Raw genomic sequence first — 26085 nt, forward strand, 5'->3', positions numbered from 1 at the left:
AGGAGAGAGTTATGACCGATCTGGTTCAGGATGTCATCTCACTGGTTTGCATGAGCACTTTCCTCATTTCCATGGCGATCTGGATCGGCGCCATGTGATCTGGCGGCTCTCGCCGCCGTCGTTCCTGGCGGATGAAGTCCGCTTCCCCGTTAAGCCTTTCTTGCCGCCGCGGCGCTAGGGTGCGCCTCTCAGGCAGGGAGCAACATTCAGGTGTCGCCCATCGTCACGGCCATTCTGGTGGCCAGCAATCTCGGGCTGATCTTTCTCTTGATGACCGTGCCGCTTGGTTCGCGCACGGTCAGGGTCAGCCGGGTGATTGCGATGGACCGCCAGCGACTCTGGCAGGCGCTATGGCCGCTTGGCAGCGATGCCGGCTGGTCCGGCGAGATCCTGTCGGCCGAGCCGCTGGACGGGGAGGGTGTGTCCCGCATCATGCTGTCGTGGGAAGGCCGCGACGGCAAGCCGATCGAGCGCAGGGCGCGGTTTGACGATGTCGTCGAGGGCAGCCGCTTCTCGATGCGCGTGCTTGAGGATACGGCGCTCGATGCCTCGTTCTGGAAAGACTATCGCGAAACCGCCGAGCTCGTCTCCGAAGGCAGCGGCACGCGGGTAACGCTCGGCCGGACGGATCGTTACCGCGGTGTTGCCTTTCTGGTGTTCCGTTATTTCGCCATGCGCCGCGAACTGTCCAAGCTGCAGCGTTGGGCGATGACCGGGCAGTACCGCAAGGGCGGTTGGTTCGAGCATCCGCTGAGCCAGGTCGGCTTTGCCGTGCTGTCGGCATTGATCTTGTGGCCGTTCTTCGGCCTTCACCTCGGGGGGCTGGCGCTGGCCGCCATCCTGACGTCGGTCGTTGCCCTGCACGAGCTTGGCCACATGGCGGCATTCCGGCTGATGGGCCACCGCAAGGCGCGGATGATCTTCATCCCGCTGCTCGGCGGCATCGCCATTGGCGGCCGGCCCTACAACAGCCGTTTCGAAGTGGCCTTCGTGGCGCTGATGGGGGCGGGTTTTTCCGCCTTCCTGGTGCCGATCGTCATCGCCGCCAGTGCGCTGGCCGGCAGCGAGGGGCATAAGGGCGCGGCCGCGCTGCTGGCGGCGCTGGCAGGCTGTGCGGCCCTGTTCAACATCGCCAATCTGGTGCCGGTGTGGAAGTTCGATGGCGGCCAGGTGCTGCGCCAGATCTGCCCGGGGCCGGTCGCGCTGGCGCTGGCCTCGTTCTTCCTGCTCTCGGCATTTTTGGCGGTGGGCTGGCGGGCCGGCTTTTCCTCCGGCTTTCTGCTGGCGACGGGAGCGGTCTTTTCAATCCTAAGCCTGCTGACGATGGGCAGCGGGGTGAAGCCGCGTTACGAGCTGAAGCCTATCCGTACCGTCGACCGCTTCGCCATCGCCGGCGCACTGCTGGCGGTGTTCGTCATCCATGGCTGCGGCGTTCTGTGGGCGTCGGCGCAATTGCTTTGAGCTGGAAAGGATCAACCCGTCTTGCGGGCAGCCTCGGCCGACAAGGCCGCCGCGGGACCAAAAACATCCTCGAAGGCTGATTTCAGCGCCAGATCCAGATCGGCCATGCCGACGGGCAGGCCGAGGTCGACGAGGCTGGTGACGCCATGGTCCTGGACGCCGCAGGGAACGATGCCGCCGAAATGCTCGAGCTCCGGTTCGACATTGATGGCGATGCCGTGAAAGCTCACCCAGCGCCGCAGCCGGATACCGATCGCGGCGATCTTATCCTCCGCCGGCGAGCCGTCCGGCAGGGCAGGGCGATCAGGCCGCACCACCCACACGCCTACCCGGTCCTCGCGGCGTTCGCCGCGCACGTTGAAGGCGGCGAGCGTGCCGATGATCCATTGTTCGAGCGCGGCGACGAAAGCGCGCACATCCTCGCGCCGCCGTTTCAGGTCGAGCATGACATAGGCGACCCGCTGGCCCGGCCCATGATAGGTGTATTCGCCGCCACGTCCGGCGGCAAAGACGGGAAAGCGATCAGGCTCGATCAGGTCCTCGATGCGGGCGCTGGTGCCGGCAGTGTAGAGCGGGGGATGCTCGACCAGCCAGACCATTTCGCCGGCGGCCCCGCTGCGGATCGCCTCGGCCCGCGCTTCCATGAAGGCCAGTGCCTCGGGGTAGGCGGTAAGGCCGGGCTCGATGCGCCACTCCACCGGTGCCGAACCGGGGAGCGGCAGGAACGACGTGGCGATCTGGCTGCGTTCTGTCATGGTTCTTCGTTTTTGTTCATGCATGCCGCGATCCCAAAACCGCCTCGCGCTTTCGGGCAACATGCATCCGCCTCCCATATGGCGATATCGGACGCAAACGTCCAGTTCCGCATGCTCATTCCGATCCTGTGGACCGATATGCCAATCGGTTGAGATTATTGCGCATCGCGCACTTGTTTCGCCGGAAACGATTTGCTACACGCCGCGAGCCGGTCGGTTCCGGCTCCTACCACGTGCGGTCGTGGCGGAATTGGTAGACGCGCAGCGTTGAGGTCGCTGTGGGGCAACCCGTGGAAGTTCGAGTCTTCTCGACCGCACCAAATTTCCTGAAGCAAGCCTTCGGACGCCTTGCAATAACCTCCGGCAATCTGGCGATCATCAGACCCTGAGCACGGTGCCGGCCGCTCTATAAGGGCCGGACCTCGGGTCCATTCGGCAGATCGACGGTCACGACAAGGCCGCTTGGCTGGTTGTCGTGCAACTCGATCTTGCCGCCGTGACCCTGGATGATATCTGCCACGATCGAGAGGCCGAGACCGAAACCGTGTTTCGACGCAACGCCGCGCGACATATCCTCCTTGAAGAAGGGTTCGAAAACGCGCGAGCGCGCCGTCATCGAAATTCCCGGCCCATCGTCGCCCACCGCGATACGCGCCGCCGAGTCGGTCTGCGTCAAGGCGACGGTGACGTTGCCGGCAAATTTGACCCCGTTGTCGCATAAATTGGTGATGGCGCGCGCCAGCGCATTGGGTTTGCACCAGCCCAGAAGCCTGTCCGGTCCGGAATAGGAAACCGAAAACCCGACATCGGAGAATTCGGCACAGACGGTCTGCAGCACGCTGGCAATGTCGGCCCGCTGCAGCTTTTCGGTCGAGACGTCGTTGCGCAGATAGGTCAGGGTCTCGTCGATCAGATCCTCGATGTGCCGGACGTCGGACAATATGGCGGCTCGAACGGGGCCGTCATCCATGCGCTCGGCGCGAAGGCGCAGCCGCGTCAACGGCGTGCGCAGATCATGACTGACGCTGCGCAGCATGCGGGTGCGGTTCTCGATCATGGTGCGGATACGCGTTCTCATCCTGTTCAGCGCGCGCGCCAGGCCGACCATTTCGATGGAGCCGCGTTCGGCGAAAAGTTCGTTGCCATTCTCGATCTCGGCTTCCCCCACTGCGTTCGAGATGCGCTTCAATGGCTCCGTCACGGCCCAGACCGCAAATAGCCAGATCAACACAGGCAGGGCGACGAAAGCCATGAACCTGTAGAACGAGACACGGACGAAGCCTGATGTCAGCCAGGAATCGGGCATGCCGAAATGCGCCAGGACGCTCTGCTGGTCCAGGTCGATGACAAACGCATATTGGCGGCCGATCCTTATCCAGCGCCCAGGGATCGAGCCGCTCTCGATCTGAAGAAGCCATCCGGTGCTTCGCCATTGCAGATAGGAATCTGGAATAGTGCTGATCTGCTCCCTGGGCAGGATCTTGAAATCAAAGCCGGCGCGTGTCGCCGCAGCCAGAACAGCGCCGCGGGCTTCGGTTGGCGTTTCGCGCAACAAGGCAGCGACAACGCCAGCCCGCCTGGCGCTGTCTTCCACCACGGGAAGGTCGACATTCGCTATCAAACCCTCGACGACCGATCCGACGGACATGATCGCGATCACCGCCATGAAAATAATTGCCGCGAACTGCCCACGCACCGACTGGGGCAGGAAGCGGCGGACCAAGCGCCTCACGCTTCCTCCACCGTGGCGGTGAAGATGTAGCCACCCAGCCGGACAGTCTTGAGGAGAACGGGATCGCGCGCATCCTTTTCGATCTTCTGGCGAATCCGGCTGACATGGACATCGACGCTTCGCTCGATCGGGCCGGCAAGCCCGGCATGGGTGACGCTGAGAAGCTCCTCGCGCGACAGAACCCGGCCTGCATTGCGGCAGAACGCCAGCAAAAGATCGAATTCATGCGTCGTGGTCGCAACCCGCGCATTGCTGGGATCATGCAATTGCCGGCGAACGGGATCGAGGCGCCAGCCGTTGAAGCGAAGCACCCTTGTGCGGTCCCGTTCGTCGGGAGCGTAAGCCGTGCGGCGCAGCAACGCCCTTATCCTTGCGGTCAGTTCGCGCGCGCTGAACGGTTTGGTCACGTAATCGTCGGCGCCGATCTCCAGTCCGAAGATGCGGTCGATTTCCTCGCCAAGCGCCGTCAGCATCAGGATCGGAACGTTCGTTTGCGCGCGAAGCCGGCGGCATATGCTGAGGCCGTTCTCGCCAGGCAGCATGATATCGAGCACGATGAGATCGAATTTCTGGTTGCGAAGCGCGGCGTTCATGCGGACGCCGTTGCCGGCGATTTCGACGATCATGCCGTTTTCCGTCAGCGTCTCGCCCAGCATGCGGGCGATCTCGATGTCGTCTTCGACAATGAGGATCTGCGGGCCTTGCCTCGGCGATTTGAACTCGGCGTTCAGATCGATCCGGCTGGAGCTTACCGCGGCCTGCATTGCATTATGTGTGGGCATCAAAACCGATATCCGACGAGAAGCATCCCCGAGGGCTGGACCTTGTCGACGACAACAGGGCTGTCGGCAGCGTCCCCCATGAGAATGCCCACCCCCGCCTGGCCACGCACCATCCAGTTGTGATTGAGCGTATATGTGGCGGAAATCGAAAAATCGGCGCGCTTCAACCCGGCGCGGGCATCATACTGGGTCAATCCCGAGCGAGCCGATTGCTCCGGCGTGACGCCGAAATAGGCCTGCATGTATTTTTCGTCAGCGAAGACGACCGATGCGCCCGCGCCGACCATCCATGACTGGGACAGAGGCTGGGTCACCTCGATGCCAAGCGTGCCCTGCATGCCGTCGCTGCCGCCGATGGTCTTGTCCAATCGCGCGTAGATTTTCGCCGGGCCGAACTTCACCGCCGCCTTGGCCCCGACGACCGCGCCCATGTCGACATCCCCCAGGCCGCGCAGACGATCGGCATCGTCCTCCTTGCGGCCCATGTCATAGCCAAGCCGCGCGCTGAGTTCGAACGGCCCGTGTTCATAGACGGCGATGTTGGCGCCCGTCGGATCTACCCTCACCGTGTCGAGGAATGTCGCCGATACGAAAGGGACCGGCATGACCTTGAACTCGTTGCTGCCCTCATATTTGGGAACGATGATGGCGCCGCCGCCCAGGACGACATGCCAGTCGGCCAGTTTCTGTTCGAAGCGCCCGAAACGCGAAGGATCGGGCGGCGGGGTCAGATCCCCGGTATCGTCGGCATCGGTGTCGACGGCAATGGCGTCCGCCGCCTGCACGATCTCAGAATGCGTTGAAAACACGATTGCCATCGCCGCGAGAGAGGCCCGGCCGGCGAAGGTCCCAGAAACCAATTTGAACATGCATGCTCCAGAGCAGGGAGGCAGTAAGAGCCCCCGATGCTCCGGACTATTTCAGGTGAAAATGGCTGCATGCGTGAAGTGATGTTAAGTTTTGTTGCGCAATCTTGGCCTGATCTTGGCTCCTGTAGAAGCGCGCTACCACAAGCGCGGGAGGTCAATCGACGACTTCTGCTTCCAGAACGTCCTCTTGCCTCCGGCCACCGTCAGAGCGGCGAGCTGCTCGATAACGGCCAGGCGAAAGGCCGTGATGTCGATGGAATAGCTTCGAAAACGCGGCCGCGGTCTCATAGCCGACACGGGCCGCAATCCGTGCAATCCCCTCGTCGCTCGTTTCGAGCAGAAATGCGGCCTCCGACATCCGGCGTGAGATCAGATAACGGTACATGGACTCGCCGACGAGCTTGGTGAAGCGAGCCGAAAACGCCGAACGACCAAGTCCCACGCTTTGCCCGAGCTCGCCAAGCGTCCAGGGTCGATCCGGTCGTTCGTGGATCAACTGAAGTGCCGGTCCTATGTGCGGGTCCGCCATCGCCCCCAGCCAACCGCCTTCCCCGGGGTCGAGCGACTTGATCCAGCTTCGCAGCACCTCGACGAAGAGCACTTCTGTCAGTCGTGAGAGTGCAACGCCTTGGCCCGGACGCGCGTGCGCTGCCTCGCTCACCATGCGTTGCAGAATCGCATCGAGCCATCCGCCGTCTTCCGTCGGCTTCAGGAGAAGCAGGGGCGGAAGCAATTCCAACACGCTGCCGCGCGAGGGCCGCGCCACGGTGAAATTGCCACAGATCATCGTCGCGAGCGGCTGCTCGCCGCCTCCGTGACGAATGAGGCCAAGACGCCCAGCCAGTCGATCGATGTCGAGAATCGGTAACGGCTCTGTCCGACGATCCGAGTAGATCACATGGGGCTCGCCGCGCGTGACGACAACAAAGTCGCCCTCGGTCATGTGAAGTTCTCGTCCATTTTCGAGCGCGAGGGTAGCCGAGCCACGGCTGAGATAATGGAACAGGGCGTATGGGCGCGCTGGCAGTGCCAGATTCCAGGGATGGCCGAGCTCGAAGTGGAACAGCAAGGTTCCGCCAAGGCGAACGCGGTCGAGCACTTCAGCGAGGATGTCCATCTTCCGATGTTAATACGACGGACGGTCGGACACAATATTCGGACGATTGAGGCCTAACGTCCAAGTGCTCCACGTATTAGTTGATCGCAAGTCGAGCCAACAGGTCGCGCCGCAACCATCACCCGAGCGGCAGATGGGAGAACCGCGACTGTTGCCGGCACGCCTGCCTTTCCTCGGACCCGCGTCGTCCGTTATCTCAACAGGAGCAACCAATGCGAAATCTTCTACTCTCAGTCGCTACCGTCCTCATGGCCGGAGCAACAGTCGCCGCCCCCGCCCAATCAGCTCAACTGCCCAAGGGGGCGGCCCACAATATCGTGCTCGTCCATGGCGCTTTCGTCGACCAGACGAGTTGGAAGCCGGTCGCCGATATCCTCACGAAGAAGGGCTACAATGTAACGCTCGTCGAAAACCCGCTCACCTCCCTCGCGGCGGACGTCGATGCCACCAAACAGGCGCTTGCGAAACAGAACGGCAAGACCGTCCTCGTTGGCCACTCCTGGGGCGGTGTGGTCATCACGCAGGCAGGTGACGATCCCAACGTCTCGGCGCTCGTCTACGTCTCCGCATTCGCGCCCGACGTGGGAGAATCTCTGGCGGGCTTATCCAAGAGCGGTCCGGCAACCGAAGGCGCCGCGGCGATTCATCCCGACGAAAAGGGCAACCTCTACATCGATCCCAAAGTGTTTCCCTCTGCAGTCGCGGCTGACCTTCCCGCGGAGATCGCCGAATCCTTGGCAAACCATCAGCTCCCGTTGAACCACACGGCGTTCGAGGCTCCCGTCGATAAGGCGGCCTGGCACGACAAGCCGACATTCTATGTGATCAGCACGAAGGACAAGGTCATCGCACCCGAGGTCCAGAAGCTGTTCGCCGAAAGGATGAAGGCCCAGACGACGGATGTCGCCGGCAGCCATGCATCCCTGGTCGTCCACGCGAAGGAAGTCGCCGCGGTGATTGAAAAGGCCGCGCTCGTGAAGTGACGATTGTGCTCCCGGCGCCTTCGTGCCGGGAGCACCATGCGTGCTCGGCGGACTACGGAATGCCTTGGTCCGCGAGCGGCTCAAACCTAGCCAAAACCGCACCAGCTACTCCCACTCGATTATCTGTGCCAAGCATCCGGAGGATGACATGACTGAGTTCGACACCTCGAGCCAGGACGCCGCAACGCTAGAAACAGCGCCCACCCGTTACATCGAAGGCGGCGGAATCCGCTTCGCCTATCGCCGCCTCGGCCCATCGACCGGAACTGCGCTGATTCTCCTGCAGCATTTCTCGGGCAACATCGACGCGTGGGACCCCGCCGTCGTGAATGTCCTGGCCACCGATCGACCGGTGATCGCTTTCGATAACGCCGGGGTCGGCCGCTCGACAGGCCAAACGCCCGACAATATCGCGGCGATGGCCCAAGACGCGGTCGCTTTTATCAAACTGCTCGGCCTCTCCGAAGTCGACCTTCTTGGCTTTTCCCTCGGCGGCTGTGTCGCCCAGCAGATCGCTGCCGAGCACGGACGGCTGGTGCGCAAGCTCATCCTCGTCGGCACGGCTCCGAGAGGCGGAGAAGAGCATCTGTTGACGGTTCTCCAGGACGCGTTTTCCCAAACCGACGCGCCGGACGTCCGCCTGCCACTATTCTTCACGAAGTCGTCCGCCAGCCAGTCGGCCGGCCTGGCGTTCCTGAAGCGGGCGAAGGCGCGTAAGGAGGATCGGGACACCGACAACGGCGGCGCGGTGACGGATCCACAGGCCAAGGCGCTTATTACCTGGTGCGCCACACCTGATCCCGAGCACGCCATTCTGCGCGCCATCCGCCAGCCCGCCCTTGTGGTCAGCGGCAGCCACGACACCATGCTGCCGGCGGACAACGCCTATGCAATGTTCAAGGCTCTAAGCAACGCCCAGCTGGTCCTCTATCCCGATTCCGGCCACGGCGCCCTGTTTCAGCACCACGAATTGTTCGTCAGCCACGTCCGGACCTACCTGGAAGCGTAATCGGCCGCTGCATAATCCCGGCGCGATCGGTCGCACCTTTATTCTTGAGAGCTGTTACGGAGAAAGAAATGACAATCGCAAAGGTCGAGGTTGAGCGTTTCAGCCTGACGTGTTCCAAACCATTCGACGCCGTTGTGGCCGCGCTCAAGTCAGCGGTCGGGCAACCTGACATTGTCGAATTTTTCAAGGCGACGGGGGCTGCAAATTCCTTCTCGGATTTGGAGCGCGTTGTGCAAAGCGGCCTGGGCCGCACAGGTCTCATGCTTTTCGCGGAATTCGACTTGGGCGCCATTCTGCGCCGCGAAACTGGAACCGAGACTCCCAAGAGCATGCGGTTCCTGGTGGGCAATCCACTCATCATGAAAGAAATGGTCAAGCACGTTCCCGATGCTGGATCTTACGCTCCAGTCACAATCCTTGTTGATGAACGTCCCGATGGCGTGCACGTCTCCTACGACAAAATGGAGAGTTGTCTGCTCCCTTATGGTAGTTTGGAGGCTCTTGCCGTCGCTCGCGATCTTGATGCGAAAATCACAACCTTGCTACGCGAATGCGCAAACTAACCTCATGGTGACGCTTCCGGCGGCAGATTACTCCCACGCGTTTGGCCATGACATGGCGTTGGCGCTGCTGCCGCTGGGGCTTGGCACGCCCGGCACGGCGCTGGAGGTTTCAATTCTCGGCGGGCGGTGCCTGGCAAGGGTGATCGCCGACTCTCCGGGAGGCTCGCGCGGGCTTATGTGAGAGCCCCCCAGCGTGGAGAGGCGCGGAAATCACGCCGCCTTCTTCATCCGCGCCAGTGTATCCGCAACCACCTCGCCAAACGACGACGGCGTCGGAACGATGATCACGCCTGCCTCCTTCAGGATCTCGACCTTCTCCTGCGCCGACTCGCCGAAGGCCGAGATGATGGCGCCGGCGTGGCCCATGCGGCGGCCTTTCGGGGCGGAGAGGCCGGCAATGTAGGCGATCAGCGGCTTGCGCATGTTGTCACGCGCCCAGATCGCGGCTTCCGCCTCCTGCGGTCCGCCGATCTCGCCGATCATCACCACGGCGTCGGTCTCGTCGTCCTGCTCGAACAGTTTCAGCATGTCCTTGAAGGAGGAGCCGTTGATCGGGTCGCCGCCGATGCCGACGCTGGTCGACACGCCGATGCCGAGCGCCTTCATCTGCGAGGCTGCCTCGTAGCCGAGCGTGCCGGAGCGGCCGACAATGCCGACGCGGCCGGGCAGGTAGATGTTGCCGGGCATGATGCCCATCAGCGCCTGTCCCGGCGTGATCATGCCGGCGCAGTTCGGGCCGATCAGCCGCATGCGGTCCTCGAAGCGGTAGCGGCGCATATAGCGCTTGACCTGCATCATGTCCTGCGAGGGGATGCCGTCGGTGATGCAGACGCAGAGTTTGATGCCGGCGTCCGCGGCTTCCATGATCGAATCGGCGGCGAAGGGCGGCGGCACGAAGACGATGCTTGCCTCCGCGCGGGTCTCGCGCACGGCGCCCTTGACCGTGTTAAAGACGGGCAGGCCGAGATGCGTCTGGCCGCCCTTGCCGGGGGTGACGCCGCCGACCAGCTTGGTGCCGTAGCGTTTCATGTCCTCGGCATGGAAGCTGCCGATCTTGCCGGTGAAACCCTGGACGATGACGCGGGTGCTGCGGTTGAGCAGGATTGCCATTTTCTCGACCTCCCTCAGGCTGCTTTTTTCTTGGCGGCCGCGCGCCAGGCGGCGACGGCTTTTTCGGCGGCTTCTGCCAGCGTGTCGGCGACGATCACCGCCTCACCGGAATCGGCCAGGATGCGGCGGCCTTCCTCGGCTTTGGTGCCGGAGAGCCGCACCACCAGCGGCACGGTGACGCCGACCTCGCGGATCGCCTTGATGACGCCCTCGGCGACCCAGTCGCAGCGGTTGATGCCGGCGAAGATGTTGACCAGGATGGTCTCGACATTCTTGTCGCCGAGCACGGCGCGGAAGGATTTCGCCACCCGCTCGGGCGAGGCGCCGCCGCCAATGTCGAGGAAGTTGGCCGGCTCGCCGCCGGCGATCTTGATCATGTCCATCGTCGCCATGGCCAGGCCCGCGCCATTGATGATGCAGCCGATATTGCCGTCGAGGCCGACATAGGAGAGGCCGCGGTCGCTGGCGAAGGTTTCGCGCGGGTCTTCCTGGCTCTTGTCGCGCAGTTCGGAGATTTCAGGCCGCCGGAACAGCGCGTTCTCGTCGAACGACATCTTGGCGTCGAGCGCGATCAGATTGCCGTCGCGCGTCACCACCAGCGGATTGATCTCCAGCATCGAGGCGTCGTAGTCGCGGAACACCTGGTAGCAGCTGAAGATGGTTTCGGTCGCCTTGCCGATCAGATTGTGATCGAGGCCGAGCCCGAAGGCGATCTCGCGTGCCTGAAAGCGCTGCATGCCGACGCCGGGGTCGACCGATGTGCGCAGGATGGAATTGGGTTCTTTCTCGACAATATCCTCGATCTCCATGCCGCCGGCTGCCGAGGCCACGATCATGACGCGCTCTTCCTTGCGGTCGAGCACGAAGCCGACATAGAGCTCCTGGGCGATGTCGACGGCTTCCTCGAGATACAGCCGGGAGATCAGCTTGCCACGCGGTCCGGTCTGCTGGGTCACCAGCTTGCGCCCGAGCATGGCTTCGGCGGCGCTCGAGATCTCCTCGTCATTGGCGCACAATTTTATGCCGCCGGCCTTGCCGCGCGCGCCGGAATGAACCTGCGCCTTCAAGACCCATTTGCCGCCGCCGATCTCGCGCGCCCTGTAGGTCGCCTGTTCGGGGCTGTAGGCCAGCCCGCCGCGCGGCACATGCACGCCGTGCCGGGCGAGCAGTTCCTTGGCCTGGTATTCGTGGATGTCCATTGTTGTCCTCCCTGAACAGTCAATGCGTGGCGGTTTGGCCGGCGCGTTCGATGGCCTCGTTGACCACCAGAACGTTCCTCGCCATGCGTTCCGACGCGGCGTCGATCATCTTGCCGTCGAGGGCGGCGGCTCCCTTGCCCTGAGCCTCGGCTTCCTTGAGCACCTCAAGGATGCGCCTGGCGCGCGTGACCTCTTTTTCGGGCGGGGAGAAGACGTCGTTGGCGAGCGCGATCTGCGAGGGATGGATCGCCCATTTGCCTTCGATGCCCAGCGCCGCGGCGCGCCTGGCGCCGGCGATGTAACCTTCCGGATCGGAGAAATCGCCGAACGGCCCGTCAATGGCGCGCAGGCCATAGGCGCGGCAGGCAACCGTCATGCGCGACAGCGCGAAATGCCACTGGTCGCCGGGATAGTCGGGGTTGAGGCCGCCAATGTTGACGGTGCGCGCCTTGCAGCTCGCCGCATAGTCGGCGACGCCGAAATGCATCGCTTCCAGCCGGCCTGGCGTCGCGGCGATCGCCTCGACATTGGCCATGCCGAGCGCGGTCTCGATCAGCGCTTCGAGGCCGACCCGGGTCTTGTAACCCTTGGCCATCTCGATCTGGTTGACCATGGCTTCGACCATATAGAGGTCGGCCGGCACGCCGACCTTCGGCACCAGGATCGTGTCGAGCCGGTCGCCGGCCTGTTCCATGACGTCGATCACGTCGCGGTACATGTAGTGGGTGTCCAGCCCGTTGATGCGCACCGAGACGGTCTTGCCCTTGGCGCGCCAGTCGATGTCGTTGAGTGCCTGGATGATGTTCTTGCGGGCGCGTTCCTTGTCGGGCGGGGCGACCGCATCCTCGATGTCGAGGAAGACGAAGTCGGCGGCGCTGTTGGCCGCCTTGTCGATCATTTCCGGGCTGGAGCCGGGAACCGCCAGCTCGCTGCGCTGCAGCCGCAGCTTCTTCAAATGGTTGATGGTGTGGCTCATCGTCGGTTTCCCTCAGGCGGCTTCGGCGACCGGCACGGCGGCCGAGGCGCGGAAATGCTGGATGGCGGCGCCGACGCCGGAGCCCGGCGCCAGCCGCACGCCGCAGTCGAGCAGCGCCATTTCGGCCGCCGACAGCGAGGCGAGCACCATCACCTCGTTCAGCCAGCCGAGATGGCCGATGCGGAAGACCTTGCCCATCACCTTGTTGAGGCCGCCGCCGAGCGACGTCTGGTAGGTGCGGTAGGCGCGCTTGACGATGTCGGCGCTGTCGATGCCTTCCGGCACCAGAATGGCGCTGACCGTATCGGAATACCATTTCGGCGCCTTGGCGCAGAGTTTCAGGCCCCAGGCGTCGACCGCCTTGCGCACGCCTTCGGCGAGGCGATGATGGCGGGCGAAGATGTTGTCCAGCCCTTCCTCGGCGATCAGGTCGAGCGAGGCGCGCAGGCCGCGCAGCAGCTGCGTCGCCGGTGTGTAGGGGAAATAGCCGGCATCGTTGGCGCGGATCATGTCCTCGAATGAGAAGAAGCAGCGCCGGTGGGTGGCGGTCCGCGAAGCGACGAGCGCCTTCTTGCTCACGGAGAGGAAACCGAGGCCGGCGGGCAGCATGAAACCTTTCTGTGAGCCGCTGACGGCGCAGTCGACGCCCCATTCGTCCTGGCGGAAATCGATCGAGCCGATCGACGACACACCGTCGACGAAGAGCAGGGCAGGGTGGTTGGCATCGTCGAGCGCGGCGCGGCAGCCAGCGACATCGCTGGTCACGCCGGTCGCCGTCTCGTTCTGCGTGCAGAAGAGGGCCTTGATGCGGTGCGCCTTGTCCGCTTTCAGCCGCTCGGCATAGAGTTCGAGCGGCACGCCGGTGCCCCATTCGCAGTCGATGGCATCGACCTCGAGGCCGAGGCGCTCGGCCATGTCGACCCACAGATGCGAGAACTGGCCGAAGCGCGACATCAGCACGCGGTCGCCGGGGCTGAGCACATTGGTCATCGCCGCTTCCCAGGCGCCGGTGCCCGAGGACGGGTAGATGAAGACGCGGCCGGTCTCGTTCTTGAAGACTTTTTTGATGTCCTCGAACAGCGGCAGAGTGAGATCGGGGAAGGACGCGGCGCGCATATCCTCCATCGGCAGGTTCATCGCCTGCCGGACCTGTTCGGGGATGTTGGTCGGTCCGGGAATGAAAAGATGGGTGAAACCGGCCATGGTGCGAACTCCTCCTGATCCAGCAAAGCGGTGGGGGGAGTTTCGTTTCGACGGCTAAAGCCAACAACACCTCAGCGGGTAAGATCTCGCCGCGCGCGGGTGGGGAAAGCCTACCCTGTTGGCCTACCCGAGAGGCTGCTTCTGGGTACGTCTCTCGCGCGCATAGAGCGCGACGGCCATCGCCCGGTTGCGGACGTCGAGCTTGTCGTAGAGATTCTTGAGGTGGTACTTCACCGTGTTCTCGGAAATGCCGGTGCGCGTGGCGATTTGCAGATTGGTCCAGCCGTCGGAAAGCACCGCCAGCAGCTCGCGCTCACGCACCGTGAGCTGCGCGAGCGGCGTGTCGTTGACCTTGTTGATGTCGATATAGGGGATGCAGATGCGGCCATGCGCGACCGCCAGGATCGTGTCGAAGATAATCGCCGGATCGTCGAACTGGAAACAGTAGCCCTGCGCTCCCAGCCGCACGCATTGCTTCAGGATGCCGATGTCATGGTCGTTGGAAAAGACGGTGATGCGCACGTCGAGCTTGCGGCTCTGGACCTCGGCCAGCACATCCGCGCCGTCCATGTCGGCGAGCTTCCAGCCGATGATTGCGACGTCGAACCCGCCCGTCGTCGCCAGATCCAGGAATTGCCTGCCGCTCTGAACGCTGCTCAGCAATTCGAAACGGCCGTCGCATTCGAGCATTTCACGCAGCGCCGATATGACGAATGGGTTGCGCTCGGCGACGACAATGCGCATGCGCCGGTCGCCAATTGCCTTGCTCGTTTTCCCGGGCTTGCTGTTCAAGGGCCGTTTTTGTCCTGGGCTGGTCGTGTCGCAACTCAAAGGCCAGGCTTCAGGCCTGGACCCGTATCATGACAATTCTGCCCCAATCGCGCCGGGGTGCTCTTTCCCCAGCGACATCGGCTGTCGCGCCGTCTGAAGCCGGGATTGGCTGGTTCCTGATGGAAATGGCATTGCCAGGTCAGGCATCGGCGATACGCTCACCTGGTTGCGTGGAACCAGCGTTTCGTTTGATATTCCGTGCCTTAGAGCGATAAGTTCTCAAACCGAATCGCGTCTGCGGGCGAGATGCATCGGATTTCCGTGAAACCGGTTTCCGCTTTAAGCTGCGATGCTCTAGACCTGAGACACAATTTTTCCGGGATGGCGGGAGGCGCTGGTGGAGGACAAGCAGACGATCTCCGCCAAGGCGGCTGACGACGCCCACGCCGATATCTATGGCGAGGACGGTGCGGTCCTTTCATCCTTCCTTGCGCAGATCGGCGCCGCGATCGCCGACCGCGATACGCCGACCCTCAAGCATGAAGTCGACCATCTGCACCAGTCGGAACTGGGCGACCTGATCGAGGCGCTGCATCCCGAACAGCGGCGAGCCCTGGTCGAACTGCTAGGCGCCGATTTCGACTTCTCCGCGCTGACCGAGGTCGATGAGGCGATCCGCATGGAGATCGTCGATCACCTGCCCAATGCGCAGATCGCGCAGGCGGTGCAGGAACTCGATTCCGACGACGCCGTCTACATTCTCGAAGACCTTGAAAAGGAAGACCAGGACGAGATCCTGTCGCAGCTGCCGTTCACCGAACGGATCAGGCTGCGCCGCTCGCTCGACTATCCGGAAGAGACCGCCGGGCGGCGCATGCAGACGGAGTTCGTCGCGGTGCCGCCGTTCTGGACCATCGGCCAGACCATCGACTACATGCGCGAGGACAAGAACCTTCCCGACCGCTTCAGCCAGATCTTCGTCATCGACCCGACCTTCAAGCTCGTCGGCGCCATCGATCTCGACCAGATCCTGCGCACCAAGCGCGCTGTCAAGGTCGAGGATGTCATGCATGAGACGCGGCACGCCATTCCGGCGACCATGGATCAGGAAGAGGCGGCGCGGGAATTCGAGCAGTACGATCTTTTGTCGGCCGCCGTCGTCGACGAGAACGAGCGGCTGGTCGGCGTGCTGACCATCGACGATGTCGTCGACGTCATCCAGCAGGAAGCCGAGGAAGATCTGCTGCGCATGGGCGGCGTCGGCGACGAGGAACTCTCCGACGCGGTGTTTGCAACCTCGCGCTCGCGCGTTCCCTGGTTGCTGGTAAACCTTGTCACCGCATTTCTGGCGGCATCGGTCATCGGGCTGTTCGACCACACGATCGAGCGGATCGTGGCGCTCGCCGTGCTGATGCCGATCGTGGCCGGCATGGGCGGCAATGCCGGTTCGCAGACCATGACCGTCACCGTGCGGGCGCTGGCGACGAAGGATCTCGATATCTACAATGCCGCCCGCATCATCCGCCGCGAAATGGGTGTGGGCTTCATCAACGGCATTGTCTTTGCCGTTCTGATCGGCATCGTCGCGGCGCTGTGGTTTCGCGATCCCAATCTGGGCGGGATCATCGGCGCGGCGATGATCATCAACATGTTCGCGGCCGCCCTTGCCGGCATCCTGATCCCGCTCATGCTCGACCGGTTCAAGATCGATCCGGCCGTGGCGTCGGCGGTTTTCGTCACCACCGTCACCGACTGCGTCGGCTTTTTCGCCTTCCTCGGCCTTGCAAGCTGGTGGTTCGGCGTCAGGTAGCCTCAATTGACTTTTACGTAAATGCCGTGCGAGGCTCGCGCGGGGGCCATGTCGATTCCGGCGGGCAAGGGTTTGGTTCGGGACGGGAGGCAGCGCCGCGTGGCGTTGCCCGGGGTTCGGGCATGGAGCGACAATGCGGGAATATTATTCAATCACCGAACTGACCCGCGAATTCGACGTGTCGACGCGGACGCTGCGTTTCTATGAAGACGAGGGGCTGGTGCAACCGGTGCGGCGGGGTCGCACGCGGCTGTTTCGCCCGTCCGACCGCCATCTCATCCGGCAGATCATGCGCGGAAAGCGGCTCGGTTTCTCTATCAACGAGATCCGCGAAATCATCCAGATGTACAAGGAGCCGCCAGGCGAGGTCGGACAGCTGAAGCTGATGATCAAGCGCATCGAGGAAAAGCGTGAGGATCTGCGCCAGAAGCGCCGCGACCTCGAGGAGACGCTGGCCGAGCTCGACCAGGCCGAGGAATCCTGCGTCGAGCGGCTGGTGGAGCTCGGCGTCAATACGTAACGCCGCTCAGATCCAGCGCCGCACCCTTTTGGCGTAATCCCGGTATTTCTTGCCGAACTTCGCCGCCAGCATCTTTTCCTCACGCTCGATGGCGACCTTCTGCGTGGCGAAGGCGGCGATGAACGCCAGCGGCAGGAACCAGACGATCCCCGTGACAAAGGCGACGCCGATCAAAAGCAGCGTGTTGGCCAGATACATCGGGTTGCGGGTAATGCCGAATGGACCTGTGGTGACGAGGTGGTCCGGCACCGCATTGGGGTTGAGCGTCGTCCTGGCCCGGACCATGGTGCGGATGGCGGTGAACCACAGTGCCGCGACGCCGAACAGCGCCACCCAGCCGGCCGCAAACAGCAGGTCGCCCAGGAGGTCGCCGATCCAGGGCAGCGGATAGAGCAGGCCAAGGATCACGCTGATTGCGATTGCCGCGACGTAGATCACCGGCGGCCACGGTATCACACCCGGCTTCGGCTGGGTTTCGGTCATTGCGTTCCTCCCTCGTCCATCTTGTCCTCGGTCTGGCCCGTGCAGCTGGCGGCCAGATCGCCCAGATGCGCTCGGAATTCCGCAGTCTGGTCGTTGTTCTCGAGCCGATCAAGCGCGGCCTCGCCCTCGAGCGTCGTCAGCATGCAACCGCAATAGCTCGAACAGAAGGTCGCGTTGCGCGTCTGCTCGCATGAGCGCTGGCAGGTTTTGAGGAAATTGACCTGCACGGTTTCGACCTGGGCCGGCATGACTTGCGAGAACAGCCAGACGCAGCCGATCAGCAGCGGCTGGTGGATCAGGTAGAAAGCGAGGCTGTGGCGGCCGATGAAGACCAGCGGATTGGCCCGGCGGCCGGGCATGAGGCTCGCCAGGCGAGCTCGCAGGCCGGAGGCTGAAACGAGTTTCGCCACCCCAATGCCGACAAGCACCGCGCCGAACCATGGAAACAGCGGCACATAGTCGTTGGAGCGTGGATTGATCGCCGACAGGCCGATCCACCACAGCCAGGGATGGTCCAGGGCTTCAAAGCGCAGATAGACGGGCGCGGCGATGACCAGCGCCGCAACGACAAGCGTCAGCAGGGCCGGCAGCCGCAGGAAGGCGAGGCCGAGCAGGCTGGCGAGCGCGATCTCGTGCAGGATGCCGAAGAAGATGAATCCGTCCGGCGTCGCGATGCGGGTGACCACCGAAATGGCGATCGCCGCTCCGGCGACCATGGCGAAACGCTTCCAGAAACCGTTCCAGCGGATTTGCTGGCCATGCGCGAGGTAGAGGCTGACGCCGACCAGGAACAGGAAGGTCGAGGCGATGCAGCGCGCGTAGATCTTCCACCAGCCGAAGGCGGTAAGGCCTGGATCGGTATAGCCGAAGAATTCCAGGTCCCAGGTGAAATGGTAGCTCGCCATGGCGAGCAGCGCGACGCCGCGCACGATGTCTATGGCGACGATGCGCTTCGAAGGCTCCGGAACGGGTGCGGTCGGCGTATGGATGGTCATGGTCTCGCGATCTGATTCAGCCCTGCGTGAGAACTATCACGGTTGGACCGGACAGAAGAAGGCCGGGGCACCGGATCAAGCGACGCTTTGAGGTGTGCCGATGTTCAGGTGATGCCGGCCTGCAAACGGCGGCTTTCTGCGCTTCCGGTGCTCACGGACCTGAATGTCCGCTCCGCTCCAGTTCTCGAAAACCGCCATTTTCGGCTCGGCCTGACCTGAATCTCAACACACCTTGGGCCAGCGCCGGGAAGTCGTTGACCGACTTCGCTTTTCACGGCCTATGCGTCGGTTTCCTCTTAATCGTCCGGGAACGGCCAAGGCAGATTTGACCGGTGATTCTGCTTTGGGGAAGCAATGTCCACCCATGTGCGCCATCCGATCTGGCTTCCGGCCCTCAGGGCCGCGGATGCGCGCACCTTCGCCTCGCTCTATGCTGTCGAATCCTTCGCTCGCGCCACGGTGTCGAGCGTCATCCCGATCCAGGCCTACGAGATCCTGCACAACGAGCAGATCGTCTCGATCCTCTACACCATCGTGGCGCTGCTCGGCCTGTCGGTGACCCTGTTCATGCCGATGCTGATCCGCCGTTTTGCCCGGCGCTGGGTCTACACCGCAGGCGCCTGCCTGCTCGCCATCGGCTCGCTGTTCTTCGTCACCCATACGCTGGCCGGGCAATTGGCGGGCATGCTGTGCCGGGTGATGGGCGCCAGTGCACTTTCGATCACGCTCAATCTCTACATCATGGACCACATCCGCAAGACCGACTTCATGCAGGCCGAATCGCTGCGCATGGCGTGGTCGATGCTCGCCTGGACCGGTGGGCCGACGCTCGGCATCTTCCTCTACACGCGATTCGGCATCTACGCCGCGCATGGTGCGGTGGCGGTGTTCGCGCTGGCCCTGCTCGCACTGTTCTGGACCTATCGGCTGGGCGACAACCCGTCGATCCGGCCCGGCAAGACACGGCCGGCCAATCCGCTCGCCAATATCGGCCGCTTCGTCGCGCAGCCCAGATTGAGGCTTGCCTGGCTGATCGCCTTCGGTCGCTCCTGCTTCTGGACGACGTTCTTCGTCTATGGGCCACTGTTCATGGTGATCACCGGCGAGGGCAAGCTGGCCGGCGGTCTGCTGGTTTCGGCCGGCAACGCGCTTTTGTTCATGGCGATCTTCTGGGGCAAGGCCGGAAAACGCTTTGGCGGCCGGCGCACCATGACATTTGCCTATTTCGCCATGTCGGCGATGCTTCTGGCGGCGGGCACGGTCGGCGAAACCGTGCCGCTGCTCACCGGCGCCTTCCTGTTGTGCGGCGCCTTTTTCACCATAGCGCTCGATGCGTTGGGCTCGACCGCCTTCATGCGTTCGGTGCGCTCCTATGAGCGGGCGCAGATGGCGGCGGTCTACCGCACCTATCTCGATTTTTCCGAGCTGACGCCGCCGCTGGTCTATTCGGTGGTGCTGGCCTTCTTCGGACTGGGCTCGGTGTTCGTCACGCTCGGCCTGCTGGCGGCGGTTTGCGGGTTCGTGACCTGGCGTTACCTGCCGAAGTCTCTGTGAGGATCACGGCGAAAGTGCCGCATGCTGCTCGCGCACCCAGTTGTGGAAGCGGTGCAGTTCATACTCCTCGGGCATGAGCACGCCGGCCTGGTGGCGCATCGAGCGCAGGCCCCTCTGGTTGACCTCGCAGATGGCGGCGTCCTCTTCCAGCACCTGTGTGCCGAAGGCGACGATGTTGTCGATATCGGTCGCGGCCAGCGCCTCGGGCGCGAACAGCCACTCGGCGACAAGTTCGGTCTCTTCCGGGCCGAGCGGCACCAGGCGCACGGTCCTGACATAGTCGACATGACCGACGATGAACATCGAGGGCAGGCTGGTGGCGTAGGTCTGGCCGGCGGCGCGTTCGGCTGGCGTCAATCCGGAGAAGACCGGCCCGTGCGCCTGGCCGTCGCGCGACCAGGTCTCGGCGCCGGCGCGCAGGCCGCCGGAAAATTCCGGTGCGTCATTGTCGGCATGGCGCATCCATTCGGGATCGTCGTGCCTGGCCGCGGCCATAGATCGGCACCAGCCGCGAGAGGTCCTTGTGGACGCCCGGGCAGTGCAGGCACTCGTTGAAGTTTTCCCAAAAGATCTTCCAGTTGCAATGCATTACCTTGCGCAGCACATGGCCTGATACCAGCGTTTCCAGCGGCCAGTTGCCGAGATTGCCGGAGGCCGGGTCGAAGGATGCCTGCGCTGAGCCCGCCGCATCCTCCTGCAGATTGATGAACACGAAACCGCGCCACACCGAGAGCGCGACGCGGTAGAGCGGATGGTCGGCCTTGTCGAAGCCATCGGGCAAGGATTTCGACGGCACGCGCACGAGGTCGCCGCGCAGCGAATAGGACCAGGCGTGGTAGGGGCAAGTGATCAGTCGCGCCTTCAGCCGGCCCTCGCTCTCCTGGCAAAGCTGCGAGCCGCGGTGGCGGCAGGTGTTGTGGAAGGCGCGCAGCTCGCCGGTGTCGTCGCGCAGCACGACGATGTCCTGCGTGCCGATGCGGAATCGGCGGAAGGCCAGCGGCTGGGCCAGATCGGCCTCGCGGCAGATGAGCAGCCAGTTCTTGTACCAAATGGCATCGAGGTCGCGCTGGTAGTTCTCACCATCCCAATAGGCCGATGAGGGCAGGGTCGGTTCGGCCTGGGTCAGGCCATTGTAAGGGGCGCGCTCGCTGGCAGTGGGCTGCATGGCTGGCTTCCTGTGAAGCGGCCAGCCGACACCCGGCAGGAAGAATTGTCAATTCTCGTGCCTGGAAACGGCATGGCGCAATCGCGCTGTTTGCCGGCGGAATTTGGTTTGCCGCGTGTCGCGATTTTCCCTATAGTCATGCAGTCGTCGGTTCCGTTTTGGAGCCAAGAGGGAATGCGGTGCGGGCGAAATTCTTGCCCAATGCCGTGGCTGCCCCCGCAACTGTGTGCGGTAGTCCTCTCCATATGCCACTGAAGGTTCGTCTTCGGGAAGGTGGGGAAGGGCGCTGATCCGTGAGCCAGGAGACCTGCCGACGACGGCAAAACTGACAGGCCCTCGGGTGGAGGGTGAAAGGACAAGATATGAATACCGCTTCCGTCTCCCTCGGCGCCTCCGTCTCCTCGCAGTCGCGCTTCATGCAGCTGGCGCTCGCCGCACTGCTCGGCACCTTCATCATCGGCTTTGTCGGCTTCTCGCATATCGAAGCGGTCCACAATGCCGGTCATGACAACCGGCATTCGATGGCGTTTCCCTGCCACTGACGAGGATCTGACATCATGAATCTGTTTCGCAACGTCGTGTTCATCGCGGCGATCGCAGGGCTCGTGGCCGGCGTCGTTCTTGCCTGCATGCAGGCCTATGCCACCGTACCGCTGATCCTCAAGGCGGAAGTCTACGAACAGGCCGAAGGCGGCTATAGCCATGACCATGCCGCGGCGCCGACTGGGGCCGCCAGTGGCAACGCGATGAGTTCGGCCGCACCGGCGGCAAATTCGATGAGCGCCGCGACCCCGGCACCGGCCGCAGCCGCCGCTCCGGCCGAAGACGAAGGCTGGGCACCGGCCGGCGGCTTCGAGCGCTTTGCCTTCAACGTGGTGTCCAATGTCGTCACCGGCATCGGCTTCGCGCTGATCTTGGTCGCGGTTTCGGAATTCGCCGGCGGCATCGGCAATTGGCGCCAGGGGGTGTTCTGGGGTCTGGCCGGCTTTGCCATCTTCACACTGGCGCCTGGTCTCGGCCTGCCTCCGGAACTGCCGGCCATGCCGGCCGCCGACCTGACGCAGCGCCAGATCTGGTGGGTGGCAACCGTGATCGCGACCGCCATCGGGCTCGGCCTGATCGCATTCCGCAAGTCGCTACCGCTGGCCATCCTTGCCGTGGCGCTGATCGTTGCTCCGCACATTGTCGGCGCGCCGCAGCCCGACAGCTTCGAGACGCCGATCCCGGAGGGCCTGCACCACCAGTTCGTGGTGGCGGTGACGCTGACCAATCTGGTGTTCTGGCTGGTCCTCGGCGCCGTCGTCGGCGTGGTGCGCGGACGCTTCACTGGCACGGCGACCAGCCTGCGCGACAGCTTTGCCTGATCGCAACAAGCTGACCTTCATCATCGGCGGTGCGCGCTCCGGCAAGAGCGCGCATGCCGAAATCCTGGCGACGGCGTTGCCGTCACCGTGGACCTATATTGCCACCGCGCAAGGCTATGACGACGAAATGCGCGAGCGCATCGCGCTGCACCGCTCGCGGCGCGGCGAAGGCTGGACGACCATCGACGCGCCGCTCGACCTTGCCGGCGCGCTCGAGGCCTTGCCGGACAACCAGCCGGTGCTCATCGACTGCCTGACGCTGTGGCTGACCAATCACATGCTGGCCGATCACGACGTCGGCGCCGAGTGCCGGCGGCTGGCGGATGTGCTGTCGCGGCCGCGCGGCCCCTGGTTCGTGGTCTCCAACGAAGTCGGGCAAGGCATCGTGCCGGACAATGCCCTGGCGCGCCGTTTTCGCGATGACGCCGGCCGGCTCAACCAGCAGGTCGCGGCGATCGCCGATACGGTGCTGCTGATGGTGGCGGGGCTACCGCTCAAGGTGAAGTGACATGACCGACATCGACAACAAGCCCACCGAGGACCGGGACGAAGAGCGCCATCGCGCCAAGATGGCCAAGCGCAAGGCGGTGCAGGATGCCGAGGTGGCGAGCAAGACGGTCGAAAAGGGACTGCTGATCGTCAACACCGGTCCGGGCAAGGGCAAGACCACGGCCGCCTTCGGCCTGGCGCTGCGGATGCTCGGCTATGGCAAGCGCGTCGGCGTCGTCCAGTTCATCAAGGGCAAGTGGCACACCGGCGAGAAGGATGCGTTTGCCGCTTTCGGCGACCGCGTCGTCTGGCATGCGATGGGCGAGGGCTTTACCTGGGAGACGCAGGATCTGAAGCGCGACATCGCCGCCGCCGAGGCCGCCTGGGCCAAGGCACTGGAGTTGATTGCCGATCCCTCGATCAGCCTTGTCGTGCTTGACGAGCTCAACATCGCCCTGCGCTACGATTATCTCGATCTCGACAAGGTGGTTGCGGCGCTGAAGGCGCGCCGCGAGGGCCTGCATGTCGTCGTCACCGGCCGCAACGCCAAGCCGGCGCTGGTCGAGGCGGCCGATCTGGTCACCGAGATGGGCGTGACCAAACACCACTTCTCGGCAGGCGTGAAGGCGCAGCAGGGGATCGAGTTCTAGAACGCAAGAACGGCGATGACCGAAACCACGGCGAACAACGCGATCAGCAAATAATCGGCGACGCGGTAGAGTTTCAGCGCCCGCCTGATGTCGCCGCTGTCGACGTCGCGGAGGCCGCCTTCGCCCATGAAGACGTCGTCGACCACGATGCCGCCATAGCTGCGCGGGCCTGCAAGCGCCAGGCCAAGCGCGCCGGCCATGGCCGCTTCCGGCCAGCCGGCATTGGGAGAGCGGTGCTTTTTGGCATCGCGCCGCACAGCCTGCCAGGCATTGCGGGGATCGGCGTCCTTGACCAGGAAAGCCGCCAGCACGATCAGCAGCGCCGTCAGCCGCGATGCCGGCAGGTTGATCCAGTCGTCGAAGCGCGCCGCCGCCCAGCCGAAAGCCTCGTGGCGGGGGGTGCGGTGGCCGATCATCGAATCGGCGGTGTTGGCGGCCTTGTAGGCAGCGCCGCCGGCGAGCCCGCCAACACCTGTCCAGAAGGCGGGGGCGACGATGCCGTCGGAAAAGTTCTCGGCCAGGCTCTCGATCGCCGCGCGGCAGACGGCGGCACGGTCGAGCGCTTCGGGATCGCGGCCGACGATGCGCGAGACGGCGACACGGCCCATTGCGAGGCCGCCCGATTCGAGCGAGTCAGCCACGGCCTCGACATGTTCGTAGAGGCTCCTCTGCGACAGCAGCGATGTCGCCAGAAGCGCGGCGATGAAAGACCCCAGGGGTACGAACCAGAGCAGGACAAGCTGGACGCAGAGGCCGATCACCGCCGGTACCAGCACGATGATCACCAGCGCCTGGACGCCACGTTGGCGACGCAACGCGTCGGGATCAGTGGCGCGGTTGAGCCTCAAGTCGAGAAAGGATATCAGCCTGCCGAACCACGTCACCGGATGGCCGATGGCGCGGAAGAGCCAGTCCGGGTAACCCAGGACAAATTCGACGGCCAGTGACAGGAAAGCGATCAGGACAGACATGAAGCTTCTTGATGGAGCGGTGGACCATGGTGGGAGTCTTGGCAGGGCGAGGGCGCTTTTCCCCAACGCTCCTCTGCCTTTCGTCGACCTTTCGACCGGTATCAACCCGCACTCCTACCCGCTTTTCGACCTGCCCGCCACCTCGCTGTGGCGATTGCCGGAAGCTGGCCGGGCGCGTGAACTGATGGAGATCGCGGCCAGCACTTATGGCGCGCCGTCGCCGGCCAATGTCGTCGCGGCGCCCGGCACGCAGATCCTGCTGCCGCGCGTGGCATCGCTGGTCAGGCCCCGCAAGGCTCTGGTGCTGGGGCCGACCTATGCCGAACATGCGCGCGCAGCGGCGATCGCGGGGCATCAGGTGAGCGAAGTCAGCGATTTTGCGGCGCTGGCGCAGGCCGACCTTGCCGTCATCGTCAATCCGAACAACCCGGATGGGCGCGTCATCGCGCGCGACCGCCTGCTGGCACTGGCCGCCGGGCTGCGCGCCAGAGGCGGGCTGCTGGTCGTCGACGAGGCGTTCATGGATGTCGGGCCGCGCCAACACAGCCTCGCCGGAGATGCAGATCAAGGCGGCCTCGTCGTGCTGCGCTCGTTCGGCAAATTCTTTGGGCTAGCCGGCCTGCGGCTTGGCTTCGCGCTTTCCGATAGCGCGACCGTCGAACGGCTGGAAATGCAATTCGGGCCATGGGCCGTCGCTGGCCCAGCGCTGGAATACGGCATTCGCGCGCTTGCCGATATTGGCTGGCAGGACGCAATGCGGGCATCACTAGCCGAGGGTGCGGCGCGGCTCGACGCACTCTTCGGCCGTTTCGGCGTGCCTGTAGCGGGCGGTACCACGCTGTTCCGCTATATCAGCCTTCCGGACGCCGCCTGCCTGTTTTCGGCGCTTGGCGAGAGGGGCATTCTGCTTCGCCACTTCAACGACCGGCCGTTTGTGTTGCGGGCCGGCTTGCCGGGGAGCGAGGTGGAATGGCAGCGGCTCGAATCCGCTCTTGCCGAATGGGCCTCGCGGCGCGAGGATCAATCGAAGGGCTCGAAACAATGATCCATGTCTGCTCGCTGGCAAAGGTCGAGGAAACGGTGGCAAGGACCGGCGCCGACCGCATGCTGTCGCTGCTCGCCGCCGGAACCGAGGTGGTGCGACCGGCCTCGATCGCCCGGGAAAACCATCTGCATCTGGTCATGCACGACATCGCGGTGGCGCAGGACGGCATGACCATGCCGGGCGAGGAGCATGTCCGCGACGTGCTCGATTTCGCCCGCCGCTGGGATCGGGCGAAGCCGATGGTCGTGCATTGTTATGCCGGCATCAGCCGCTCGACCGCTTCGGCCTACATCATCGCCGCCGCACTGGCGCCGAAACGCGACGAAGCCGAACTGGCCCAGACGTTGCGGGCGCTGTCGCCCTCGGCGACGCCCAATCCGCGGCTCATTGCCGTGGCCGATGCGCTGCTGGAGCGCAATGGCCGGATGATCGAGGCGATCCAGTCGATCGGGCGCGGCGCCGACGCGTTCGAAGGCACGCCGTTCGAGCTGAAGATCATGGGCTAGCGG

28 protein-coding genes, 1 tRNA gene and 1 riboswitch are annotated in these 26085 nt (G+C 63.9%); of the genes, 14 read left to right on the forward strand and 15 right to left on the reverse strand.

What is annotated here, in order from left to right; genetic code table 11:
• Window positions 1-210: 210 nt before the first annotated feature.
• Entirely contained in the window at window positions 211-1461 is a 1251-nt protein-coding gene (locus tag JG747_RS18045) for a peptidase M50 (RefSeq protein ID WP_019858917.1), read from the forward strand.
• 11 nt (window positions 1462-1472) lie between these two features.
• Here the strand turns inward: JG747_RS18045 and lipB are convergent, their stop codons facing one another.
• Window positions 1473-2216, reverse strand: coding sequence for a lipoyl(octanoyl) transferase LipB (gene lipB / locus JG747_RS18050; protein ID WP_202359736.1), 744 nt, complete (start codon window positions 2214-2216; stop codon window positions 1473-1475).
• Between the two features lie 235 nt (window positions 2217-2451).
• On the opposite strand from lipB, the gene JG747_RS18055 reads away from it, so the two are divergent.
• A tRNA-Leu gene (locus JG747_RS18055) sits at window positions 2452-2536 on the forward strand.
• 86 nt (window positions 2537-2622) lie between these two features.
• Here the strand turns inward: JG747_RS18055 and JG747_RS18060 are convergent.
• The 4 genes from JG747_RS18060 to JG747_RS18075 form a co-directional block, all read right to left on the reverse strand.
• Window positions 2623-3948 (reverse strand): sensor histidine kinase, encoded by a 1326-nt coding sequence (locus JG747_RS18060; protein WP_202359737.1) that lies wholly within the window; start codon window positions 3946-3948, stop codon window positions 2623-2625.
• Window positions 3945-4712: a response regulator gene (locus JG747_RS18065; protein WP_019858780.1), complete on the reverse strand. Its 768-nt coding sequence runs from the start codon at window positions 4710-4712 to the stop codon at window positions 3945-3947. The genes JG747_RS18060 and JG747_RS18065 overlap by 4 nt, the downstream gene beginning before the upstream one ends.
• Before the next feature lie 17 nt (window positions 4713-4729).
• Entirely contained in the window at window positions 4730-5599 is an 870-nt protein-coding gene (locus tag JG747_RS18070; RefSeq protein ID WP_202359738.1) for a MipA/OmpV family protein, read from the reverse strand.
• 154 nt (window positions 5600-5753) lie between these two features.
• Complete coding sequence (locus JG747_RS18075) at window positions 5754-6716, reverse strand: AraC family transcriptional regulator (protein ID WP_019858778.1); 963 nt, start codon at window positions 6714-6716, stop codon at window positions 5754-5756.
• A 212-nt stretch (window positions 6717-6928) separates the two neighbouring features.
• Between JG747_RS18075 and JG747_RS18080 the strand changes: the two genes are divergently transcribed.
• The 3 genes from JG747_RS18080 to JG747_RS18090 all read left to right on the forward strand — a co-directional run bounded on the left by JG747_RS18080 (window position 6929) and on the right by JG747_RS18090 (window position 9271).
• Entirely contained in the window at window positions 6929-7699 is a 771-nt protein-coding gene (locus tag JG747_RS18080) for an alpha/beta fold hydrolase (RefSeq protein WP_019858777.1), read from the forward strand.
• A 148-nt stretch (window positions 7700-7847) separates the two neighbouring features.
• Window positions 7848-8708, forward strand: a complete 861-nt coding sequence (locus tag JG747_RS18085) for an alpha/beta fold hydrolase (protein ID WP_202359739.1) — start codon at window positions 7848-7850, stop codon at window positions 8706-8708.
• A gap of 68 nt (window positions 8709-8776) precedes the next feature.
• Window positions 8777-9271, forward strand: a complete 495-nt coding sequence (locus JG747_RS18090; protein WP_038647466.1) for a DUF302 domain-containing protein — start codon at window positions 8777-8779, stop codon at window positions 9269-9271.
• 210 nt (window positions 9272-9481) lie between these two features.
• On the opposite strand, the gene sucD is transcribed toward JG747_RS18090, so the two are convergent.
• The 5 genes from sucD to JG747_RS18115 form a co-directional block, all read right to left on the reverse strand.
• Window positions 9482-10381 (reverse strand): succinate--CoA ligase subunit alpha, encoded by a 900-nt coding sequence (gene sucD, locus JG747_RS18095; RefSeq protein WP_019858772.1) that lies wholly within the window; start codon window positions 10379-10381, stop codon window positions 9482-9484.
• Window positions 10382-10395: 14 nt separating this feature from the next.
• The gene (locus tag JG747_RS18100; protein WP_064983969.1) at window positions 10396-11580 is read right to left on the reverse strand and encodes a malate--CoA ligase subunit beta; all 1185 of its coding nucleotides are present in this window, start codon (window positions 11578-11580) and stop codon (window positions 10396-10398) included.
• A 19-nt stretch (window positions 11581-11599) separates the two neighbouring features.
• Complete coding sequence (locus JG747_RS18105) at window positions 11600-12556, reverse strand: HpcH/HpaI aldolase/citrate lyase family protein (protein WP_202359740.1); 957 nt, start codon at window positions 12554-12556, stop codon at window positions 11600-11602.
• A gap of 12 nt (window positions 12557-12568) precedes the next feature.
• Entirely contained in the window at window positions 12569-13759 is a 1191-nt protein-coding gene (locus JG747_RS18110) for an aminotransferase class V-fold PLP-dependent enzyme (RefSeq protein WP_202359741.1), read from the reverse strand.
• A gap of 123 nt (window positions 13760-13882) precedes the next feature.
• Complete coding sequence (locus JG747_RS18115; protein WP_202359742.1) at window positions 13883-14503, reverse strand: response regulator transcription factor; 621 nt, start codon at window positions 14501-14503, stop codon at window positions 13883-13885.
• Between the two features lie 424 nt (window positions 14504-14927).
• On the opposite strand from JG747_RS18115, the gene mgtE reads away from it, so the two are divergent.
• Window positions 14928-16340 (forward strand): magnesium transporter, encoded by a 1413-nt coding sequence (gene mgtE, locus JG747_RS18120; RefSeq protein WP_202359743.1) that lies wholly within the window; start codon window positions 14928-14930, stop codon window positions 16338-16340.
• Window positions 16341-16473: 133 nt separating this feature from the next.
• Complete coding sequence (locus JG747_RS18125) at window positions 16474-16860, forward strand: MerR family transcriptional regulator (RefSeq protein ID WP_006203215.1); 387 nt, start codon at window positions 16474-16476, stop codon at window positions 16858-16860.
• Between the two features lie 6 nt (window positions 16861-16866).
• Here JG747_RS18125 and JG747_RS18130 read toward each other — a convergent pair whose 3' ends face one another.
• Both JG747_RS18130 and JG747_RS18135 read right to left on the reverse strand, forming a co-directional pair.
• Window positions 16867-17343, reverse strand: coding sequence for a methyltransferase family protein (locus JG747_RS18130; RefSeq protein WP_064983976.1), 477 nt, complete (start codon window positions 17341-17343; stop codon window positions 16867-16869).
• Window positions 17340-18338 (reverse strand): heparan-alpha-glucosaminide N-acetyltransferase, encoded by a 999-nt coding sequence (locus JG747_RS18135; RefSeq protein ID WP_019858765.1) that lies wholly within the window; start codon window positions 18336-18338, stop codon window positions 17340-17342. Before JG747_RS18135 ends, JG747_RS18130 begins: the two co-directional genes overlap by 4 nt.
• A gap of 354 nt (window positions 18339-18692) precedes the next feature.
• On the opposite strand from JG747_RS18135, the gene JG747_RS18140 reads away from it, so the two are divergent.
• Complete coding sequence (locus JG747_RS18140) at window positions 18693-19892, forward strand: MFS transporter (RefSeq protein ID WP_019858762.1); 1200 nt, start codon at window positions 18693-18695, stop codon at window positions 19890-19892.
• A 3-nt stretch (window positions 19893-19895) separates the two neighbouring features.
• On the opposite strand, the gene JG747_RS37555 is transcribed toward JG747_RS18140, so the two are convergent.
• Together JG747_RS37555 and JG747_RS37560 are read right to left on the reverse strand one after the other, a co-directional pair.
• Window positions 19896-20387, reverse strand: a complete 492-nt coding sequence (locus JG747_RS37555) for an SRPBCC family protein (RefSeq protein WP_274609642.1) — start codon at window positions 20385-20387, stop codon at window positions 19896-19898.
• On the reverse strand, window positions 20335-21057 hold the full coding sequence (locus JG747_RS37560) for an aromatic ring-hydroxylating oxygenase subunit alpha (RefSeq protein WP_274609643.1): 723 nt from the start codon (window positions 21055-21057) through the stop codon (window positions 20335-20337). Before JG747_RS37560 ends, JG747_RS37555 begins: the two co-directional genes overlap by 53 nt.
• A 131-nt stretch (window positions 21058-21188) precedes the next feature.
• Window positions 21189-21386, forward strand: a riboswitch (cobalamin riboswitch).
• Window positions 21387-21419: 33 nt separating this feature from the next.
• Here JG747_RS37560 and JG747_RS18150 point away from each other — a divergent pair.
• The 4 genes from JG747_RS18150 to cobO are packed head-to-tail and all read left to right on the forward strand — an operon-like array spanning window position 21420 to window position 23560.
• A complete protein-coding gene (locus JG747_RS18150) occupies window positions 21420-21599 on the forward strand; it encodes a CbtB domain-containing protein (RefSeq protein WP_027046966.1) in 180 nt (59 codons plus the stop codon).
• A gap of 15 nt (window positions 21600-21614) precedes the next feature.
• Window positions 21615-22421 carry a CbtA family protein gene (locus JG747_RS18155; protein WP_202359744.1) on the forward strand — a complete coding sequence of 269 codons (807 nt, stop codon included), beginning with the start codon at window positions 21615-21617 and terminating at the stop codon, window positions 22419-22421.
• On the forward strand, window positions 22414-22929 hold the full coding sequence (cobU, locus tag JG747_RS18160) for a bifunctional adenosylcobinamide kinase/adenosylcobinamide-phosphate guanylyltransferase (RefSeq protein ID WP_202359745.1): 516 nt from the start codon (window positions 22414-22416) through the stop codon (window positions 22927-22929). Before JG747_RS18155 ends, cobU begins: the two co-directional genes overlap by 8 nt.
• A gap of 1 nt (window position 22930) precedes the next feature.
• A complete protein-coding gene (gene cobO / locus JG747_RS18165; RefSeq protein WP_019858756.1) occupies window positions 22931-23560 on the forward strand; it encodes a cob(I)yrinic acid a,c-diamide adenosyltransferase in 630 nt (209 codons plus the stop codon).
• Here the strand turns inward: cobO and cbiB are convergent.
• Window positions 23557-24531, reverse strand: a complete 975-nt coding sequence (gene cbiB, locus JG747_RS18170) for an adenosylcobinamide-phosphate synthase CbiB (RefSeq protein ID WP_202359746.1) — start codon at window positions 24529-24531, stop codon at window positions 23557-23559. The two genes, cobO and cbiB, sit on opposite strands and share 4 nt — an antisense overlap.
• On the opposite strand from cbiB, the gene cobD reads away from it, so the two are divergent.
• A complete protein-coding gene (gene cobD, locus JG747_RS18175) occupies window positions 24530-25576 on the forward strand; it encodes a threonine-phosphate decarboxylase CobD (protein ID WP_202359747.1) in 1047 nt (348 codons plus the stop codon). The genes cbiB and cobD overlap by 2 nt on opposite strands.
• The gene (locus tag JG747_RS18180) at window positions 25573-26082 is read left to right on the forward strand and encodes a tyrosine phosphatase family protein (protein WP_202359748.1); all 510 of its coding nucleotides are present in this window, start codon (window positions 25573-25575) and stop codon (window positions 26080-26082) included. The genes cobD and JG747_RS18180 overlap by 4 nt, the downstream gene beginning before the upstream one ends.
• The last annotated feature ends 3 nt before the right edge of the window (window positions 26083-26085 follow it).

Source organism: Mesorhizobium sp. 131-3-5, assembly GCF_016756575.1.
Lineage (GTDB): Bacteria > Pseudomonadota > Alphaproteobacteria > Rhizobiales > Rhizobiaceae > Mesorhizobium > Mesorhizobium jarvisii.